The organism is Burkholderia sp. AU45274 (genome assembly GCF_030482505.1).
Lineage (GTDB): Bacteria > Pseudomonadota > Gammaproteobacteria > Burkholderiales > Burkholderiaceae > Burkholderia.
This window is the reverse complement of record NZ_JAUJQE010000006.1, coordinates 298,042-316,321: the sequence shown is the minus strand read 5'-3', so window position 1 is coordinate 316,321 and position 18,280 is coordinate 298,042. Positions and strand designations below refer to the sequence as shown.

At 68.0% G+C, this 18,280-nt stretch carries 17 protein-coding genes and 1 pseudogene; 10 read left to right on the top strand and 8 right to left on the bottom strand.

The annotated features are described in order from the left end of the window. Positions 1 to 104: 104 nt before the first annotated feature. Both QZM35_RS23550 and QZM35_RS23545 read right to left on the bottom strand, forming a co-directional pair. Positions 105 to 1,448 (bottom strand): DUF3999 domain-containing protein, encoded by a 1,344-nt coding sequence (locus QZM35_RS23550; RefSeq protein ID WP_301776904.1) that lies wholly within the window; start codon positions 1,446 to 1,448, stop codon positions 105 to 107. Further along, positions 1,445 to 4,846 carry a DUF2339 domain-containing protein gene (locus tag QZM35_RS23545; protein WP_301776903.1) on the bottom strand — a complete coding sequence of 1,134 codons (3,402 nt, stop codon included), beginning with the start codon at positions 4,844 to 4,846 and terminating at the stop codon, positions 1,445 to 1,447. Before QZM35_RS23545 ends, QZM35_RS23550 begins: the two co-directional genes overlap by 4 nt. A 482-nt stretch (positions 4,847 to 5,328) precedes the next feature. Here QZM35_RS23545 and QZM35_RS23540 point away from each other — a divergent pair. The 5 genes and pseudogenes from QZM35_RS23540 to QZM35_RS23520 all read left to right on the top strand — a co-directional run. Continuing rightward, positions 5,329 to 6,620 (top strand): annotated as a pseudogene (locus QZM35_RS23540) (glycine betaine/L-proline ABC transporter ATP-binding protein); the annotation flags it as partial. After that, positions 6,613 to 7,509 carry a choline ABC transporter permease subunit gene (choW, locus tag QZM35_RS23535; protein WP_046549695.1) on the top strand — a complete coding sequence of 299 codons (897 nt, stop codon included), beginning with the start codon at positions 6,613 to 6,615 and terminating at the stop codon, positions 7,507 to 7,509. The pseudogene QZM35_RS23540 and the gene choW, both read left to right, overlap by 8 nt. 105 nt (positions 7,510 to 7,614) lie before the next feature. Further along, positions 7,615 to 8,613: a GlxA family transcriptional regulator gene (locus tag QZM35_RS23530; protein WP_089433175.1), complete on the top strand. Its 999-nt coding sequence runs from the start codon at positions 7,615 to 7,617 to the stop codon at positions 8,611 to 8,613. Positions 8,614 to 8,711: 98 nt separating this feature from the next. Further along, positions 8,712 to 9,659, top strand: a complete 948-nt coding sequence (locus tag QZM35_RS23525) for a choline ABC transporter substrate-binding protein (RefSeq protein ID WP_089426758.1) — start codon at positions 8,712 to 8,714, stop codon at positions 9,657 to 9,659. Between the two features lie 302 nt (positions 9,660 to 9,961). Continuing rightward, the gene (locus QZM35_RS23520) at positions 9,962 to 10,588 is read left to right on the top strand and encodes a trimeric intracellular cation channel family protein (protein WP_174973900.1); all 627 of its coding nucleotides are present in this window, start codon (positions 9,962 to 9,964) and stop codon (positions 10,586 to 10,588) included. A 9-nt stretch (positions 10,589 to 10,597) separates the two neighbouring features. On the opposite strand, the gene QZM35_RS23515 is transcribed toward QZM35_RS23520, so the two are convergent. After that, positions 10,598 to 11,023 carry a PACE efflux transporter gene (locus QZM35_RS23515; RefSeq protein ID WP_301776902.1) on the bottom strand — a complete coding sequence of 142 codons (426 nt, stop codon included), beginning with the start codon at positions 11,021 to 11,023 and terminating at the stop codon, positions 10,598 to 10,600. Between the two features lie 147 nt (positions 11,024 to 11,170). Between QZM35_RS23515 and QZM35_RS23510 the strand changes: the two genes are divergently transcribed. Continuing rightward, positions 11,171 to 12,100, top strand: a complete 930-nt coding sequence (locus QZM35_RS23510; RefSeq protein ID WP_301776901.1) for a LysR substrate-binding domain-containing protein — start codon at positions 11,171 to 11,173, stop codon at positions 12,098 to 12,100. A 49-nt stretch (positions 12,101 to 12,149) separates the two neighbouring features. Here the strand turns inward: QZM35_RS23510 and QZM35_RS23505 are convergent, their stop codons facing one another. From QZM35_RS23505 to QZM35_RS23495, 3 genes are all read right to left on the bottom strand, one after another. Then, positions 12,150 to 13,295, bottom strand: a complete 1,146-nt coding sequence (locus QZM35_RS23505; RefSeq protein ID WP_174973872.1) for an exo-alpha-sialidase — start codon at positions 13,293 to 13,295, stop codon at positions 12,150 to 12,152. Between the two features lie 66 nt (positions 13,296 to 13,361). After that, positions 13,362 to 13,631 (bottom strand): MoaD/ThiS family protein, encoded by a 270-nt coding sequence (locus QZM35_RS23500; protein ID WP_043180651.1) that lies wholly within the window; start codon positions 13,629 to 13,631, stop codon positions 13,362 to 13,364. A gap of 122 nt (positions 13,632 to 13,753) precedes the next feature. After that, positions 13,754 to 14,152, bottom strand: coding sequence for a nuclear transport factor 2 family protein (locus QZM35_RS23495; protein ID WP_301776900.1), 399 nt, complete (start codon positions 14,150 to 14,152; stop codon positions 13,754 to 13,756). 80 nt (positions 14,153 to 14,232) lie between these two features. On the opposite strand from QZM35_RS23495, the gene QZM35_RS23490 reads away from it, so the two are divergent. Next, positions 14,233 to 15,189, top strand: coding sequence for a LysR substrate-binding domain-containing protein (locus tag QZM35_RS23490; protein ID WP_089426763.1), 957 nt, complete (start codon positions 14,233 to 14,235; stop codon positions 15,187 to 15,189). A 25-nt stretch (positions 15,190 to 15,214) separates the two neighbouring features. Here the strand turns inward: QZM35_RS23490 and QZM35_RS23485 are convergent, their stop codons facing one another. Continuing rightward, positions 15,215 to 15,904: an aspartyl/asparaginyl beta-hydroxylase domain-containing protein gene (locus tag QZM35_RS23485; RefSeq protein ID WP_301776899.1), complete on the bottom strand. Its 690-nt coding sequence runs from the start codon at positions 15,902 to 15,904 to the stop codon at positions 15,215 to 15,217. A 243-nt stretch (positions 15,905 to 16,147) separates the two neighbouring features. On the opposite strand from QZM35_RS23485, the gene QZM35_RS23480 reads away from it, so the two are divergent. Both QZM35_RS23480 and QZM35_RS23475 read left to right on the top strand, forming a co-directional pair. Continuing rightward, entirely contained in the window at positions 16,148 to 16,492 is a 345-nt protein-coding gene (locus tag QZM35_RS23480) for a DUF4148 domain-containing protein (protein ID WP_301776898.1), read from the top strand. 80 nt (positions 16,493 to 16,572) lie between these two features. After that, entirely contained in the window at positions 16,573 to 16,848 is a 276-nt protein-coding gene (locus QZM35_RS23475; protein ID WP_175239984.1) for a DUF4148 domain-containing protein, read from the top strand. Between the two features lie 266 nt (positions 16,849 to 17,114). On the opposite strand, the gene QZM35_RS23470 is transcribed toward QZM35_RS23475, so the two are convergent. After that, on the bottom strand, positions 17,115 to 17,696 hold the full coding sequence (locus QZM35_RS23470) for a cytochrome b (RefSeq protein WP_301776897.1): 582 nt from the start codon (positions 17,694 to 17,696) through the stop codon (positions 17,115 to 17,117). Positions 17,697 to 17,886: 190 nt separating this feature from the next. Here QZM35_RS23470 and QZM35_RS23465 point away from each other — a divergent pair, with 190 nt between their 5' ends. Then, on the top strand, positions 17,887 to 18,237 hold the full coding sequence (locus tag QZM35_RS23465) for a hypothetical protein (protein ID WP_301776896.1): 351 nt from the start codon (positions 17,887 to 17,889) through the stop codon (positions 18,235 to 18,237). Positions 18,238 to 18,280 lie beyond the last annotated feature (43 nt).

Genomic DNA, 18,280 nt, shown 5'->3' with positions numbered 1-18,280 from the left:
CCGATGCGACGACTGTACGCAGTTATGCATTGCGACCGTCGAAAGAAACCGGCACGCGAGATAAACGGCGCGTAAAGACGGGTGGTGCGCATGACTGCGCGGCGTCACCCGTCGCGGCCGTGCGTATCGCCGCCACTTTTCGCGAGGCGCCACGCAATCGTGCCGAGCACGCCGACCGCGACGACCAGCGCGCCCCACAGCACATAGCGGCGCGGTGCATCCGGATCGGCGGCTGACGCCGGCGCGACTGCCGACACCGGCAGCACCGCGCCGACCCGCGCGGGCCGCACTTCGGGCGCCATGCCCACCAGCAATGCGTCGCGGCTCACGGCCGACGACACGAGCGACGCGTCGCCGACGCCGAGCGTAAACGGCGGCGTGCCGCGCGCGACGAACGTCAGCGCGGCCGGATGCCAGCCGATCGCGACGGCCGGCTGGCCGCCGCCGAATCCGCCATTGCGCATGTCGACGACGATCCGCCACGCGCGATCCGTATTCGCCGCGAATTCGAGCGGCGGATTGCGCTGTTCGCCGGCCTTGCCCTGCAGCCGGAACAGCACGGCGCCCGCGACGTCGCGCCACGGCGCCTGCGGGTCGGCGCGGCTCTGCAGCGTCGCGCGTGCGACGGTGTTCGGCTGCGGCAGGTCGATGCGCACGCGGTCGACCGGATACGCGCCGTCGGTGTCGAACAGATACTCGCCTGGCGTGGCGCCGGCCCGCATGCGCACGGCGTCGCGCCATTGGCGCGGCACGGAGGCGGTGTCGGTCCCGCGTGCATCGCGTGGGTGCGTCTCGACGTCGATCGACGCGATCGCGGGTGCGCCGTCGAGCCAGTCGAGCCGCAGGTAGCGCGGCGCCGCGCCTTCGAGCGCGATGCGTTCCTGCACCAGCATCGCGTCGCCGTGGCCCACCTTCAGCAGTTGCGTGCTGCCGAGCGGCCGCCAACTGCGCAGGTCGTCGCTGGCTTCGACGGCGACACGCCCCTGGTAGCTGTCGTCGCTCACGTGCACGAGCAGCGCGTCGATCTCGCCGTCCGCATGCGACAGGTCGACGAGATCCGCGCCGTGCTTCGCGCGCACCGGTGCGGCGACGCCCGCGCGCAGCGCGCCGTCGGGGCCGACCGTCACGCCGAGCGGCGCATTGCCGTTGTCGGCGTGGGCGGGCGGCAGCGCAAACCAGTGCACCGGCGTGCGCTTCGGCGGGACGGCGGGCGCGGCCGCCGCGGGCGCGTCGAGCGAATACGGCACGGGCTCGCCCGCGCCGTTGAAGATGCGCACGTCACCGAGGTCGTCGCGCCGGCTCGCCGCGTAGACAGGCTGCGGCACGGTGAGCTGGTAATACGCGGCGGTGCCGTCGAGGTCGAGCGAGAAGCGCTGCGCGACGCGCCCGTCGGCCGCCGCGAACGACGCGAGCAGGCTCAGTCCGAGCAGGGCGGCGAGTCGTTTCATGGCGTGTCGTCCTGCTGCGCGGCGGCCTTCGGCGGCAGCGGCGAGAAATACCCGATCAACAGCAGCAGCACGCCGATGCCGATGAACGACACGATGCGCTCGATGCCGGTCACGTGCGACAGGTCGAACAGGAACAGCTTGACGACCGTGAGCGCGAGCAGCGCGGCGCCGACGAACCACAGCGGACGCAGCCCGCGGCGCGTGGCCCAGATCGTGATCGCGAGCGCGCAGAGCGTCCAGTACACGGATACCGATGCCTGCACGAGCGTCGATTCCGCCATCGCGCCGAGTTCGTACGGCACGCCGGCCCAGTGATGCAGCGTGCGCAACAGGATCGCGTTCAGCCACAGGAACGCGGTCGCGCCGGCCGCGCTCAGCAGCTCGACGCGATACTTGCCGAACGACCAGCCGAGCTTGCGTGCGCGCACGAACCACGACGCAGCGAGTGCGTAGACCACCGCGAGCACGAGGTCGAGCGGGTTGAAGAGCGGCACGCGCGCCCAGCTTCCGCCGTCCTGCGTGAAGTTTGCGTAGAAGGTCCACCCCCACATCACGACGATCAGCGGCAGCGACGCGAGCGCGCACACGCGGGCGATGCCGTCGCGACGCGTCAGCCACATCCCGGCGAACGCAAACAGGCTCCAGCCGACCATGAACACCTGCTGGATGCCGAACGACGACAGCACGGTGTCGATGTCGTAGGCCAGGTGGAAGCGCTGATGCAGCGTGCGCAGCATCAGTGCGTTGAACCACAGGAACACGGTGGCGATGGCCACGTAGTCGACGACGCGCGGATGCCACGCGATGCCGAGCGTCTTCAGCCGGCGCAGCCACACGGCGAATGCAATGAACACCAGGCACTGCGCGATGTCGAGCGGGTTGAGCAGCGGCAGCCAGAAGAGCGGCGCCGCGTTGCCGTCGCTGATCACGCTGGCAATGCTCCACAGCCACAGCAAGGCCGCGAGCGGCGCCGCACCCCACACCTGGTACGCGCGCGGAAACGCCGCGACGGGCCAGCGCAGCCGCGAGCCGGGGCCCGACACGAGCAGGAGCAGCGCGCCGAAACCGTAGGCCCACGCGCTCCAGCTCCACGCGCCTTCGGGCACGTACGCACGCAGGCGCCAGAAGCCTTCGAGCGACAGCAGCCCGCACACGGTCCAGAACATCAGCGTATGCAGCGGCGCGATGATGGCTGCGGAGAGAGATGGCGCGACGGCGCGCGCCGAGCCTGGCGCGGAATCGGCGCCTGCCGTGCCGCGCGACTGGCGCCACAGCAGCGCAAGGCCTGCGCCGACGGCGACGGGCCACGCGAACGCGCCCATCCCCGACAGCGGCGCTTCGTGCGCATCGAACACGCGCAGCGCGAGCAGCGCCAGCACCGGCGTCAGCGCGAGCGCGGGCCATTCGGCGAGCGGCCACGCCAGCCGGCGGCGGGCGACGTGGGCGAGCCACGCGGTGCCGGCCGCGAACAGCGCGGTCGAATCGACGACGAAGCGGTCGGCATGCAGGTCGACGTGACGGCTCGCGTAGACGAGGATCTCGTGCAGGCCGCCGCTCACCCACCACAGCAGCCCCCATGCGGCGGCCGCGGCGCCGATCTCGGGCATCCACGCATGCCACGCGCGGGCTTCGCCGCGCCCGTGCAGCCACCAGCCGGTGAACAGGCCGGCGAGCGCGATCAGCAGCATCGCGATATACGGGCTGTTGAGCACCGGCAACGCGGTGGCGTCGGCCGGCCCGAGCAGGCTCGTGAAGAACGCGCCGGCCGCGGCAACCTGCATCAGCAGCCCGAAGCCGAACCGCAGCATGCGCTTCTCGCGCACGCCGAGCCAGACGACGGCCGCGCCTTCGATCGCCCACGCGGCGCTGGTCGTCGGACCGGAGAACGCGAGCGGCACGGCCAGCGTCGCGAAGATCACCGCGAGCGCGAGCGTGGATTCGAACAGCAGCGCGAGGCGGTCGCGGCGCCGCGCGAGCCACGCGGTGACCACGACGTAGAACGCCGACAGCGCGACGGCGCTCCACGCGAGCCCGAACGGCATGTCCTTCACGAGCGACGCCTGCAGCGCGGTCGCGACGATCGGCGTGCCGAACACGAGCGTGCCGTCCACGTAGTGCCGCAGCGCGAGTTCGCGCTTCACCGCATACAGCAGCGCGATGCCGACGTACATCAGGAAGAACAGGATGAGGAACGGCTCGGTGCTCGCGAACAGCGCGGGGCGGTAGGCCGTCACGCCCCACGCGGAGCCGATCGTGAACGTGAAGACGAAGCCGAGCAGGTTCAGCGGACGCCAGGCCTTGAACCACGCGATCGCGAAGATGCCCGCGTTCAGCAGCGCGTAGTAGCTGAACAGCGCGACATGGTTGCCCTGGCCGGTCGACAGCAGCACCGGCGCGAGAAAGCCGCCCGCGGTGCCCATGAATGCGAGCGGCAGCGCGTTCTGCCGCACCGCGAGGAACGCGCTCAGCGCGCACACGGCCACCATCAGCGGGAACGCTGCGCCGACGGGCAGCAGCGCGTAAAGCTTGGTCGCGGCGAAGATCGTCAGGTACAGGATGCCGACGCCGCCGCCCTGCAGCACGAGCCCGTACGCCGAACGGCGCGCGCGCACGCGCCAGCCGATCGCGAGCAGCGCGGCCGCGGCGAGCGCGGTGCCGGCGAGGCGGAATTCGATCGGCAGCATGTGGTTGTCGGCCGCGTACTTGAGCAGGAACGCGACGCCGAAGAACAGCACGATGATCCCGACGCGCACGACCGTGTTGCCGCCGAGCAGCCAGTCGCGTGCGGCGCGGAATGCGCGCTCGACGAGGTCGGGCTCGCGCGGTTTGGGCGGCGCGGGAGGCGCCGACGGTGCGGGCGCCGGGGCGGCACGCGTTTCGCTCGCGCGGATCGCGGCGGCCGGTGTCGGTGCCGGCGTGGCGGCGCGAACGAGGGTGGGAGCGGGGGCCGATGCGGACGCCGGTGCGTCCGCGCGTGCGGCGGCCGGCTGGGCAGGCGGGCGCGGCGGCAGGGCGGCCGAAGGCGGGACGGGTGCGGATGGGGTGGCGGAGGCGGTGCCGGAGGGCGTGTGCACCGTCGCGCCGCTCGCGGCCGAGCCGGCTTTCGCACCGGCCAGCTGGCCGCGCAGCGATGCGACTTCGCGCGTCAGCGTCTCGACGGTTGCTTCGAGGCGCGCGACGCGCTCGGCCAGGGGAACCAGCGGCTGGGCGGGCGGTGCCTGCATCGCGAACGCATCGGGGGCCGTGCCTTTGTTCTTGCGCTTGCGCTGTTGCAGCGTGTTGTCGAGGCAGAACCCGATCGCGGCGCCGAGCACTGCGCCGGTAATGGCGGAGACATCCCCGATCAATGCGGCAATCCCGCCCACGATGAAGCCGATTGCGGTAAAAGCCCAGTTCATCTCGCCTTGCTCCCTCTCTCGTATCGTTATCGGCCTGCGATCGGATGTTTGCCGGTCGAGGCGGTATCGGCATGGCCGGCAGGCGAACCGGCATGCGCTGCTGACCACGGCGGCCGCGTGATGGCCTGTGTCGCGGTCAGCCTGTTGGCGGGGAATGTATCACAGCGGCTGTCGGGGATTTTCCGGGTTGGCGCGGTATCGCGGCGTGCACCGTCCGGTGTCGCCACGCGGCTTTTTGCACGGTCATGCTTTTTATCGGTGGAGACGATGCGCTTTCGTCTGAGCAGATCGACGCGTGATCGGACGTGAAATTGTCGTAAAGCGACGCGTGCCCGATGCGAATTGGCGCAACGCGCGACGCGATCCGCGCCGCGTTGCTGCGCACAAGTCCGACGCGCGACGCCCGCCGTTGCTGGCCGTGCGCGTATTGCGCCGCCGCAATCGGGGGCCGCCGCGTGCCGCGGCCCGCCCGGCGGGGCTGGCAGCCGTGTCGTATTTGCGCAAGCGTTTGTCGTAATTCGTCGGCAGGTCGGGGTTTTTTCTGGCAACTATGTAGGCACGCTAAGACAAGCGCGAGTCCCCGCTACACGAGGAGAAGGTTTCGATGGATGCCCCCAAGGTCGTGGTCGAAGGTCTGTGCAAGGTGTTTGGAAGCAACCCGCAGCAGGCGCTCGACATGCTCGCCGCCGGCGCGACGAAGGACGATGTGCTCAAGCGCACCGGCCAGGTCGTCGGCGTGCACAACGTCTCCTTCGATGTGCAGGAAGGCGAAATTTTCGTGCTGATGGGCCTGTCCGGCTCCGGCAAGTCCACGCTGATCCGCCTCGTGAACCGGCTGGTCGATCCCAGCGCCGGCAAGGTGATGATCGACGGGCTCGACGTCGCGTCGGCGCGTCGCTCGGCGCTGACCGCGCTGCGCCGCAAGGACATGAGCATGGTGTTCCAGTCGTTCGCGCTGATGCCGCACCGCACCGTGGTGTCGAATGCCGCGTTCGGACTCGAAGTCGGGGGCATGGGCAAGAAGGAGCGCGAGCGCCGCGCGATGGAAGTGCTCGAGCAGGTCGGCCTCGCCCCGTTCTCGCACAAGCTGCCGTCCGAGTTGTCGGGCGGGATGCAGCAGCGCGTCGGCCTCGCCCGCGCACTGGCCGTGAACCCGTCGCTGATGATCATGGACGAGGCGTTCTCCGCGCTCGATCCGCTCAAGCGCCGGGAAATGCAGGATGTGCTGCTGCAGCTGCAGAAGGAACAACGCCGCACGATCATGTTCGTGTCGCACGATCTGGAAGAAGCGCTGCGCATCGGCAACCGCATCGCGATCATGGAAGGTGGCCGGCTCGTTCAGGTCGGCACGCCGCAGGACATCATCGCGAACCCGGCCGACGATTACGTGCGCGCGTTCTTCGACGGCATCGACACCAGCCGCTACCTGACGGCCGGCGACCTGATGCAGACGGGCGCCGTGCCGATCGTGTCGAAGTGCGATGCCGCGAACGTCGCGGCGACGCTGAACGGCAGTGCCGACTATGCGTTCGTGCTCGATGCGCAACGCAAGATCCGCGGCTTCGTCACGCGCGACGCGATCGGCCAGGCGACGCCGTCCGTGAGCCCGATCGAATCCATCCGGCGCGACGCGTCGCTCGAACATGTCGTCGCGCGTGTGGTCGCGAGCCCGAATGCACTGCCGGTCGTCGACGACGACGGCTGCTACTGCGGCTCGGTCGATCGTGCGCTCATCCTGAAGGCCATCACGCGTTCGCGAGGTTCCCATGTCTGAAATGATTCCGCTCGGTACCTGGGTCGACCAGTCCGTTCACTACCTGCTCGACCACGACGCCAAGACGTTCGACACGATCGGCCAGGCGATCGAGGGGCTCGCGGCATTCGTCGAGCACGGCCTGCAGGCGATCCCGATGTGGCTGATGATGGCGATCTTCATCGGCGTCGGGCTGTGGCGGGTGGGCTGGCGCTTCGCGCTGTTCACGACGCTGTCGCTGTTGCTGATCTTCGCGACGGGCTTCTGGGACCAGACGGTCATCACGCTCGGCCTCACGCTGTCGTCGACGATCATCAGCCTCGTGCTCGGCATCCCGCTCGGCATCTGGGCCGCGAAGAGCAAGTGGGTCGCCGCGATCGTGCGCCCGATCCTCGACCTGATGCAGACGATGCCCGCGTTCGTCTACCTGATTCCGGCCGCGATGCTGTTCGGTCTCGGCCGCGTGCCGGGGATCCTGTCGACGGTGATCTTCGCGATGCCGCCGGCGGTGCGCCTGACGAGCCTCGGGATCCGCCACGTGAACCGCGAGATCGTCGAAGCCGGCCAGGCCTTCGGCTGCACGCCGTGGCAACTGCTGTACAAGGTGCAGTTCCCGAATGCGCTGCCGTCGATCATGCAGGGCGTGAACCAGACGATCATGATGGCGCTGTCGATGGTGATCATCGCGTCGATGGTGGGTGCGGGCGGCCTGGGCAACGACGTGCTCGCCAGTATCCAGCGCCTCGACATCGGCCTCGGTTTCGAAAGCGGTCTGTCGGTCGTGCTGCTCGCGATCATTCTCGACCGCATCACCGAAAGCTTCGGCCGTGCGCCGGGCACCGTGAAGGCGCCGCTGTTCTCGGGCCTCAAGCAGCTGTTTCGCGTGAAGGCCGCGCCCGCGCAGGCCTGACCTCCGGCGGCCGGCATCCCCGGCCGCTCACCCTGAATGAATAACGGCTTCCGCGGTTTCCGCCGCGGGGCTGGCCCCCTGCAACCTCCTCGCCAGGAGACCGATGTGACGTCCGCCGTCGCTGTCGCGCCCGCAGCCTGCGTTTCACCGGTTTCATCGCTCGCCCATTTCGGCTTCCTGACGCTGCCGAACTTTTCGATGATCGCGTTCTCGAGCGCCGTCGAAGTGCTTCGGATGGCGAACTACGTCGGGCGCGCCGATCACTACCAGTGGTCGATCTATTCGCTCGACGGCAGTCCGGTTCACGCCAGCAACGGCATCGCGGTACGGCCCACGCAGGCGCTCGACTACACGAACCTGCCCGACGTGATGATCGTGTGCGGCGGCATCCGCATCCGCGACGTGGTCGACGAAGGCGCGCGCGATACGCTCGCGGCGCTCGCCGAACGCGGTCTGCCGCTCGGCGGCATCTGCACGGGCGCGTATGCGCTGATGTCGAGCGGGCTGCTCGACGGCTATCGCTGCACGGTGCACTGGGAGAACCTGTCCTCGCTGCATGCCGAGTTTCCGCAAGTGGGTTTTGCGGACGAACTGTTCGTCGTCGACCGCGACCGGCTGACCTGCACCGGCGGCACCGCGCCGCTCGACCTGATGCTGAACCTCGTCGGGATGCGCTTCGGCCAGCAGCTGGCCGCGCAGGTGTCCGAGCAGTTCATCCTGGAGCGCATCCGCAGCTCGACGGACACGCAGCCGATTCCGGTCGATGCGCGCGTCGGCTTCTCGCGCGCGGAGCTGATCGAGGTCGTGCGGCTGATGGAGGCGAACATCGAGGAGCCGCTGTCGCTCGAGGAGCTCGCACGGCTCGTGCGGCTGTCGCAGCGACACCTGCAGCGCATGTTCAAGGTGTACCTGAACGTGTCGCCGACCCACTATTACCTGACGCTGCGCCTGAAGCGCGCACGCGACCTGCTGCGCACGACCGACGCGTCGATCGCACGCGTGACGACGGTCTGCGGCTTTCATTCACCCTGCCATTTCAGCAAGGCCTACCGTGCGCAGTTCGGCCACGCGCCGAGCTACGAGCGCCGGTTGCCGGGGCGCTGACTAATCCAATGGTCCGCGACGCCGCCGGGATCGCGGCGCGCGGCTTCAATAAACGATCCCGCATTCAAGCAAACGACATCACTTTGAGGAGAAGCAAGATGAAGCGCCTATTGATCGCAGCGGTGTGCGGGATCGGGATAACCGCGCCGATGTCGGCCGTGTATGCGGCCGATCCGCCCGTGTGCAAGAACGTGCGCTTCGCGGACGTCGGCTGGTCCGACATCGCGGCGACCACGGGCCTCGCATCGACGATGCTGCAAGGGCTCGGCTACAGCCCGACGAAGACGATCGCGTCGGTGCCGATCACGTTCGCCGGCATCAAGAGCAAGCAGATCGACGTGTTCCTCGGCTACTGGTCGCCGACGATGGACCCGATCATCCAGCCGTTCACGAAGGCCGGCCAGATCAAGGTGCTGTCGACGCCGAACCTGACCGGCGCGAAATACACGCTCGCGGTGCCCGACTACGTGTACCAGGGCGGCCTGAAGTCGTTCGCGGATATTCAGAAGTACGCGGACAAGCTGAACGGCAAGATCTACGGGATCGAACCGGGCAACGACGGCAACCTGCTGATCAAGAAGATGATCGACGGCAACAAGTTCGGCCTCGGCAAGTTCAAGATGGTCGAGTCGAGCGAGGCCGGGATGCTGGTCGAGGTGAATCGCGCGATCCGCGACAAGCAGTGGATCGTGTTCCTCGGCTGGGAACCGCATCCGATGAACGTGCAGATGAAGATCGACTACCTGAGCGGCGGCGACGACGTGTTCGGCCCGAACTACGGCGAAGCGAAGGTGCTGACGGCGACGCCGCCCGACTACTCGCAGCGCTGCCCGAACGTCGCGAAGTTCGTGTCGAACCTGCAGTTCACGACGTCGATCGAGAACCACGTGATGATGCCGATCATGAACAAGGAAGACCCGAACAAGGCGGCGGCCGAGTGGCTGAAGGCGAACCCGCAGGCGCTCGACAAGTGGCTCGCCGGCGTGACGACGCTCGACGGCAAGCCGGGCCTGCCGGCGGTGAAGGCCTATCTCGGCGTGCATTGAGCGTGACGCGTCGGGCTTCGCGGCTTCGGCTGGAAGCCTGACATGTTTCCGAGCCGGTGGAAGCAGGGTGCGCATCCTGCTTCCGCCGGCTTTTTGCTTCCGGCTTCAGGTTCGGCCCGTCAGTGGACGGGCGATGCGCTAGACTGCCCGATCCCGATCGAGGAGACGGCAATGATACGCAGTGCGCTTGAGGTGCCCGGATGGCGGCAGGTAGCCGGCACGCGGTCGAGGCCGAACGGCGCGTCGGCTTGTCGCGACGCAGGCTGCAGCCGGACGATGCCGCACTGCGGCCATTCACGCGCATGAAGCGCATCGAGCAAGTGGTGCTGGCTGCCGATCTCGCGGGCACGGCGGTGTTCGCGGTCGAGGGTGCCAATGCGGCGATCGGCGCCGGGCTCGACCTGTTCGGTGTGATGGTGCTGTCGCTCGTCGTCGCGCTCGGCGGCGGCGTGATCCGCGATCTGCTGATCGGCGCACGGCCGCCCAGCGCCGTGAGCGACTGGCGCTATCCGGCGCTTGCGTTCGCGTCAGGCCTGTTCGCGTTCGTGTTTCATGAGCGGGTCGCCGCGTTTTCTCCGTCGCTGCTCACGACGCTCGATGCGGCCGGCCTTGCGTTGTTCGCGGTCGCTGGCGCGGTGAAGGCGCTCGAATTCCGGGTTCACCCGTTCATTGCGACGCTGATGGGCGCCGTGACCGGTTGCGGCGGCGGTGTCGTGCGCGATGTGCTGCTTGCACGGATCCCGGTCGTCCTGGTCACGGACATTTATGCGAGCGCGGCGCTGCTCGGCGCGGTGGTCGTCGTGTCGTGCCGGCGGCTCGGCTGTTCGCCGATCGTCGCGGCCGTGCTGGGCGGCGCCGCATGCTTTGCGCTGCGGATGGCGGCGGTGCGCTTCGGCTGGCAATTGCCGAAAATTGCCGCCGGGACGTGAGCGATCGGCTCATTGCCCCTTCGTCGTCGCCGGCACGTCGAACACCCGATCGAACGCCCACTGGAACACGAACGCGTAGCAGAAGAAGAACGCGAACAGCCCGATGTCGACGACGAACGCGTCGAGCCACGAGATGTCGAGCCACCCCGCCACGACCGGCACCAGGATGAAGATCAGCCCGCCTTCGAATCCGGTGGCATGCAGGATCCGCCGCCCGAGCGTGCGTGTCGGCTGGCGACGCGACGCTTCCCAGCGCTCGAACAGCGCGTTGAAGATCATGTTCCACAGCATCGCGATCGCCGACATCGTTGCCGACAGCGCGCCCGAATAGACGAGGTCCTGCTTGAAGATCGCCGCGATCACGGGCGAGATGCAGGAAATCGCGATTGCTTCGTAGAGCACCGCCTGCGTGATCCTGCGCGGTAGGCCTTGCACGTTGTTGCTCCGGTGGGACGTCACTCGCCGCGGCACCGTACCGCGACGTCCCGCAAGGCTATCCGCGTTGCACGCCCGCTTCAATTCACCTAATCTCACCCGGATTCAATTGAATTCAACCCGGCCCGATCCGGCCCGCGAGGCCCCGTGTTCTCGAAAATCCCCCTGACTGCATTGCGTGTATTCGAGTCGTCGGCACGGCTCGGCGCATTCAAGGCCGCCGCGGACGAACTGTCCGTGACGCCGGCCGCCGTGTCGCACCAGATCAAGTCGCTCGAAAGCCGGCTCGGCGTGCTGCTGTTCGAACGCGGTGCGAGCGGCGTGCGGCTCACGGACGAAGGCGAACGCCTGTTTCACGCGAGTCACGATGCACTGCTTGCGTTGAGCCGCGGGCTCGACGCAGTGCGGCCCGAGGCGGCCGGCGAGCGCACGCTCGTGCTGACCACCACGCCCGCGTTTGCCGCGATGTGGCTGATTCCGCGCCTCGGCCGGTTTCGTCAGGTCGATCCGCAACTGCACATCAAGGTTGAAACCGGCAACACGCTTGCGGATCTCGAACGCGATGCGCGGATCGATCTCGCGATTCGCGCGACGTCGCGCACGTTTCCGGCGCTGCACGAGATTGCGCTGATCGACGAGTATTTTGGCGCGTATGCGGCCGCCGGGTTCGACGCGCATCGCACGGACGAGCCGCTCGACCTGATCGAGACCGTGTGGGATACGCCGCTGCCGGTGTCGGTCGACTGGGCGTCGTGGTGTCGCGCGGCCGGCCGCGACGCGTGGCTCGAGCGCGCGGTGTTTCGCCACTACGACGACGAGCATTACGCGTTGCAGGCGGTGCTGCACGGGCAGGGCATCGCGTTGCTCAGTTCAGTTCTGGCTGCCGAGCATGTCGCGCATGGGGCGCTGACGCCGATCGAGCCGGCGGTGCGGATCGAGGGCGCGCGTTTTGTCGCGCTGTGCCGGCCCGGGCGGGAGCGCGAGCCGCAGGTCAGGTCGTTTCTCGACTGGCTCGAGGCGGAGATTGCGCAGACGCGGGAGGCGGTGGGGCGGATGGGGGCGGGCGTTGAGCGGTAAAGCGGGCCGTGCAGGCCCGATGCGAACCGACCCGCTCGCACACCCACCATCACCCGAACCTGACGCAATAAACCGGTGGCAAATGCGCAGACACCAGTTGCCAGTTTTCGCCGCCGTCGCCGGACGTCCATAACCCGCCGGTGGTCGATCCCATTGCGAGGTGCGTGCCCGTGTCATCGATCGCGAGCCCGTGCCGATACACGAGGTCGTACGCCGGCGCACTCGGCAGCCCGTTCGAGAATTGCTCGAAACTGCGCCCGCCGTCGCGCGTGCGCGTGACGACGAACCGGCCGTTCACCGGAATCCGGCACGCGTCCTTCACGGCCGGCACGAACCACGCGGTGTCCGGCTCATGCGGGTGCACGGCTACCGCGAAGCCGAAGCTCGAAGGCTGCGCCTCGATGCGCCGCCAGTGCTCGGCGCCGTCGGTCGAGCGGAAGATCGCGCAGTGATGCTGCGTCCACAGCACGTCCGGGTTGGCCGCGCACTGCACGACGCGGTGCGGGTCCTGCGCGTTGGGCTCGCCGCGCCGCTCGGGCGGCATGTAGTCGGCTTCCATGCCGTCCGCGGTCACGCGCCACGTCGCGCCGCCGTCGACTGTCTGCCAGACGCCGCCGCACGAGATGCCGACCATCACGTGCCGGCTGTCGCGCGGATCGACCATCACCGAATGGATGCCCGGCGCATCGTATCCGCCGCCGCCCCATTCGGCGCGCTCCGGGCGATCCCACAGTGCCCGGTTGAGCACCCAGGAACTGCCGCCGTCGTCGGAGCGGAACAGGCCACCGGGAATCGTGCCGGCCCACAGGACGCCCGGCTCGTCGGCGCCGCCGGCTTCGAGCGACCAGATCTGCTGGAGCGTCCATGGCGGTTGCGGCGGGCCGGGTGGCGCGTCGTCGTCGCCGGTGCCGGCATTCACGCTGGCGCTGGCGGGTGGGGCGTCGGCGGGCTGTGGCGGATAGACGGGAACCGCGCATTCCTCCCAGTCGGCGGCGCCTGCGCGCTGGCGGTGCAGCTTGACGCCGAAATGGCCGAGGTTCAGCGCGGCGTACAGCGTGCCGTCGCGCGGGTCGGCGAGCGCCATGCTGACCGGCTCGCCGGCGAAGTGCGGCTCACCGAGCGTCCAGCCGCCGTGGCCGTCGGCCTGCAGGACGAACAGGCCCTTGCGGGTGGCGACGAGCAGTCGATCGTTCATTTGCGATGCCTCCGGATGCCCGGCTTGACGTTGGGGTGCGCGGCCGGCGCTTGTGCATATGTCCCCTTATCCGCCCGTCAACGCCTGCACGACATAGACCCGGCTGGCGTCGCCGAGCACATCGGACAGGTGTTGCCGGTCGCGGATCGGCTGGCCGTCGATGAATACCGACAGGTGTTTGCGCAGCGCACCCTGGTCGTCGAGGATGTAGCCGCGCAGCCGCGGCTGCTCGCCGAAAACGGTGTCGAATGCTTCGCCGACCGAGTGGGCGTCGATTTCGCGCTCGGGCGTTTCGATATGCCGCTGGATCGAGGCGGCGAAGAAGAGGTGCGCCATGGCGGTGGCTGGCAGGAGCCTCGCGGAGGGGACGGTCTGTAGTTTAGGCGATCCAGCGGGCACGACGGGGCTGGATCCCGCATCGGTTGGGTCTTGCGGGGTCGCCCCGTCGGGCGCTTCGGTCACGCGTACTTGTCACCCACCGCCGCCCTGACCGGATGCGTGTCATAGACGATGACCATGCGCTCGACGCGTCCGCTTTCGTCGAATTCGAACACATCGACACATTCGAACTGCACCGCCGAGCCGTCCTTCAGCCCCCAGTCATACACGAAGTAACCGGTTGCTCGTCGTGCGCCGGTCGCGCTGACACAGATGTCGATCGCCGTGATGCGGCTTTGTCCGGATGCCGAAACGACCTTGTCGAAGAACGGTGTCGGCTGCATCCAGCCGAGAAACGGCGAAAAAATCCGCGCATCCGGCGTGAACAATGCGCAGATCGCGGCGACGTCGCCGCGCTCGAGCGCCTTCAGGTAGGTGTCGACCTGCCGCGTGTATAGTGCCTTCGACGATGGGTCCATTCTCTTTCTCCGCTGGTTGTTGACGAGCCGGGCCGCGACAGGTGAGGCGGACCCGGCGCAACCACGATAGCGATGCACAGATGTCCGAACAATCGAAAAATCCGCAACCCGGGCATGCGGCCCGTGCATACCCGCTGGCCGAACTCACGCGAACCCTGCCGCCATTGACGGCGTTCCAGGCCTTCGTTGCCGCGGCCGAACTCGGCAGCTTCAGCCGGGCCGCCGATCATCTGTGCCGGACCCAGGGTGCGGTGAGCCGTCAGGTGCAGCAACTGGAAGTGCATTACGGGTGTGCGCTGTTCGTGCGTCATGCGTCGGGGCTGACACTGACTGCGGAAGGCGGCGCGTTGCTGACGGTGGCCGTCGACGTCCTGACGCAACTGGCACGCCACGCGGAGGCGCATGGCGACGTCGCGCCGGTTCTCACGCTGCGGTTGCCGTCGACCTTCGCGATCCGCTGGCTGCTGCCGCGTCTCCCGGCGATCAATCGCGCACTCCCGCAGACCGAGCTGCGGATCCAGACGTCGGCGGACGACACGCCGGATTTCGCCGGAACCGACGTCGACGCGATCGTCGTACGAGGCGCCGGGCACTGGGCCGGCATGGTGTCGGTTCCGCTCTTTGCAGAGCGGCTGACACCGATGTGTACCGGCACGCTGGCCGCTTCATTGAGATCGATCGCCGATCTTGCGCAGGCCACGTTGCTTCATCCCGCCCCCGGGCACGACGAGTGGCGCTGCTGGCTCGCGGCCGTCGGCGCGACGCAGGTCGACCCGGAAGCCGGGCTCGTACTGGACACGCTCGAGCTGACGCTCACCGCCGCCGAGCAGGGGCACGGCGTGGCGATCGGTGACCCGCGCATGGCCCGGGACCGGCTTGCCGCCGGGTCGCTGGTTGCCCCGTTTGGCGACGTCGCGGACAACGGTCTCGGCTATTTCCTCGTGTACCCGTCGCCGCGTGCGATGCAGCCCAAGATTCGCGCGCTGACGTCGATCCTGACGGAACTGGCACAGGACGATTCGCCGCGCATGGCGTGACGGGAAGCCACGCCGCTCACACGCGCTAAACCGGAATCGACCGCCCGCGCATCCTGATCCCGATTCGCACGACACCGATCACCGCATTCGACAGCCACGTGAGCAGGCGCGGCATCCCGCGCCGGCGGATATCGAGCAGCAGCACGATCCGCACCGCGTCGCTGTCGTTCCACACCTCGTGCATGAACGTGTCGTCCCACAGCAGGAAACGCCCTTCCTCGAGCCGGTATTCGTGGCCGTCGACTTTCAGCACGGCGGCCGGCGTGCCGTCCGCGCGCTTCGGCATCGACAGCACCAGATAGCCGCGCAGGATGCCGCGAAACGGCCCGCGATGCGGGGGAATGTGCTTGCCGGGTGCGAGGAACGACAGCGATGCGGACAGCACGTCCGGCGATGCCGCGACGATCGACGCGACGGTCGGGCAGCGCGACAGGTTGCGCGGGAACGGCTGGCCGTATGCCTGCATGATGAACATCCGCCAGTCGCGTGCATCGTTGGCCGAGATGTCGTACTGCTCGCGCATGATCTCGTGAAAGCGCGGGATGCGCGGCATGTCGTGCGCCACGGCGAATGCCTCTGCCTGGATGTCGGTCCAGGCACGGACGAAACGCTCGGTGTCGGGAAACACGGCCGTGTCGAGCACCGCGCCGCCGTCGATATGGCGGTCGAACAGCGTGCGCAGCAGGCCGGCTGCATAGTCGTAGGCGACGGACATGATCGATCGAAGGGCGATCCGTAAGGGGTGACGTCAGTCTGCCCGAAGCGCGGCGGGCGCTGCGTTACGTCAGGTTACGCCGGCTGACGAAAGAATGACAGTTGCATGAACGTCCGCGCCGGGCGCGCCCGGCGCTCGAGAAGCCGCGTGATCCGGGTTGCGCGACGCGCGGGAATAAACGCACGCGCTCCGTCGTCATACGGGTGTAGCACGTCGTCTCGTTGACTTCTCAAGGAGTGGAACATGAACACGCATTGGCTGGTGGCCGCCGCGGTGGCGGCGATTTCTCTCGCGGGTATCGCGACGCAAGCGTCGGCACAGGCACTGACGCGCGCGCAGGTCAGGCAGGAACTGATCGACGCCGAAAACAACGGGCTGCGCTTCGTGACCGATACGTCGTATCCGGACGTGAGCCCGCTGTTCCAGCGGCAGGTCGAACAGATGCCGGCGCATCAGGCCAGCACGGCGGTCGGCAGCGATCCGGCCGCGTCATCCGAAGCGGGCAGGCCGGCGACGATGTCGCCGCGCCAGGGTTCCACCGCATGCGTCGGCCCCGCGAGCTTCTGCGCGATCTATTTCGGAAGCTGACGCAGCCGCCTGCGTTCGCAGGTCAGGCATTCGAGGCATTCAACACGGTTGATCGATACGGAACATTGAAGGAGTTCATGATGAAAACATATATCGCAGTACTGATGATGATCGGCGCGATCGTCGGTCAGTCGGCCTTCGCGCAATCGGCCGCGCCGCTCACGCGTGCCCAGGTTCGCGACGAATTGATCCGCCTGGAAGCGGCCGGGTACGACCCGGCAAAGGGGGACGACGGCGAGTATCCGGCGGACATCCAGGCGGCGGAAGCGAAGCTTGCCGAGCAGGACCGGGCCCGGATGGCGGCCGCCGCCGCGCACGCGCCGGCCGCCGGTATGCCGGCGCAGACCAGCAACTAGGTGTCGACATGGTCTTGTGCGACTTCAGGCCGTCGTGTTCGCGACACGGCCGTACGGCAGCCCTTCGTGCCGCTCGACGCGGCAGAAGGGCGCCGGCCGCGCCGCCGGTCATCGCGCGCCGCTTCGCGCGGCGGCGCGATCATCTCATCGGCCGCGTGCGATGAGCGGCCGGTCGGTCGTGCGATGAACCGGAACAAAGACGGTCGCGGTATCGGCTGCAATCCGGCTCACGCGCGCGATGGCATGCGGTGCCGCCGGCATGACGATCACCAGGGCATCATTCGCTGCATGACCTGATCGCGCAGCACGAAGCGGTGCGCGAGCGCGGCCGCCACGTGCAGGCAAATGCCGACGAACAGTGCCCACGCGAGGATGCCGTGCACGTCGCCCATCGCGTGGCCGAACGCGGAGCCGGCCGCCGACAGCGCGGGCAACGGCACGATCCCGAGCAACGTCACGCTCCATGCGCGCGACGACGCGTTGATCCAGCCGAGCAGCGGCACCGCGATCAGCAGCGCGTAGAGCGCGAAATGCGTCGCGCCCGACAGTGCGCGCATCGCGGGCGGCAGGTCACTCGCGGGCGGGCGATGCGTCACGCGCCATAGCACGCGGCAAGCCATCGCCGCGAGCAGCGCGGTGCCCACGAGGAGGTGCGCGGCGATCAGGCCGATGGGCTGCGTGTCGCGATGCACGTCGGGCATCGTCCAGCCGATCGCATATTGCGCGATGACCAGCGCGACGATCACGTCGGGCATCGTCCAGCCGATCGCATATTGCGCGATGACCAGCGCGACGATCAGCCAGTGAAGCAAGCGCGCGACGGTGTCATATCGGGCGGGCGTGGACATGGAGACTCCTGCGGACGACGGGGACGATATCGGTCGAGCGGATTCTACGTTCGCTTTCTTAACGAAACGTTAAGCAGGCGTCGCCACAATCGTTCTCAGCTGGACTTTCGCCTTTCTTCATCCTGACCTACGCGACCTTTCGAATCTTTCAGATCGATAGTGGTCGTCCGCACAGGGAGACTCTTTCACCATGGCACCTTCGACGATCGAGCGATGGCGTGCCCACCTGCTGATCGCCGCGCTGGCCGGCATGTTCATCCAGTGTTTCATGCTGGTGTCGTTGCTTGCATGGCACGTACCCGAAGCATTTTTCACCACGATGACGTTTCGTATCTGGGTCGCCATCGCGTTAGCCACCGCGATCCTTTCGGCCCGCAAGCTTGCCGACGTCGCGTTCCGCGCCGCGCTCGCCTGCGGCTACGTGCGCGTGACAGGAATCGATCGTCGCACGGTAGTTGTGTCATCTGATTGCGCGTATCGTCGCTTGGTCGTCCTTCATATCCGGCTCCACGGGAATCGATACGGCGGCGTGCACGGGTGACCCTGCGTGCGCGCGGCGGCTCCCGGGTGTCGTGGTCGCACGG

Bases quoted from the DNA above. Each gene is read 5' to 3' on its own strand.
- QZM35_RS23550 (WP_301776904.1), bottom strand. From the start codon at position 1,448: ATGAAACGACTCGCCGCCCTGCTCGGACTGAGCCTGCTCGCGTCGTTC.
- QZM35_RS23545 (WP_301776903.1), bottom strand. From the start codon at position 4,846: ATGAACTGGGCTTTTACCGCAATCGGCTTCATCGTGGGCGGGATTGCC.
- choW (WP_046549695.1), top strand. From the start codon at position 6,613: ATGTCTGAAATGATTCCGCTCGGTACCTGGGTCGACCAGTCCGTTCAC.
- QZM35_RS23525 (WP_089426758.1), top strand. From the start codon at position 8,712: ATGAAGCGCCTATTGATCGCAGCGGTGTGCGGGATCGGGATAACCGCG.
- QZM35_RS23520 (WP_174973900.1), top strand. From the start codon at position 9,962: ATGAAGCGCATCGAGCAAGTGGTGCTGGCTGCCGATCTCGCGGGCACG.
- QZM35_RS23505 (WP_174973872.1), bottom strand. From the start codon at position 13,295: ATGAACGATCGACTGCTCGTCGCCACCCGCAAGGGCCTGTTCGTCCTG.
- QZM35_RS23500 (WP_043180651.1), bottom strand. From the start codon at position 13,631: ATGGCGCACCTCTTCTTCGCCGCCTCGATCCAGCGGCATATCGAAACG.
- QZM35_RS23495 (WP_301776900.1), bottom strand. From the start codon at position 14,152: ATGGACCCATCGTCGAAGGCACTATACACGCGGCAGGTCGACACCTAC.
- QZM35_RS23490 (WP_089426763.1), top strand. From the start codon at position 14,233: ATGTCCGAACAATCGAAAAATCCGCAACCCGGGCATGCGGCCCGTGCA.
- QZM35_RS23485 (WP_301776899.1), bottom strand. From the start codon at position 15,904: ATGTCCGTCGCCTACGACTATGCAGCCGGCCTGCTGCGCACGCTGTTC.
- QZM35_RS23480 (WP_301776898.1), top strand. From the start codon at position 16,148: ATGAACACGCATTGGCTGGTGGCCGCCGCGGTGGCGGCGATTTCTCTC.
- QZM35_RS23475 (WP_175239984.1), top strand. From the start codon at position 16,573: ATGAAAACATATATCGCAGTACTGATGATGATCGGCGCGATCGTCGGT.
- QZM35_RS23470 (WP_301776897.1), bottom strand. From the start codon at position 17,696: ATGTCCACGCCCGCCCGATATGACACCGTCGCGCGCTTGCTTCACTGG.
- QZM35_RS23465 (WP_301776896.1), top strand. From the start codon at position 17,887: ATGGCACCTTCGACGATCGAGCGATGGCGTGCCCACCTGCTGATCGCC.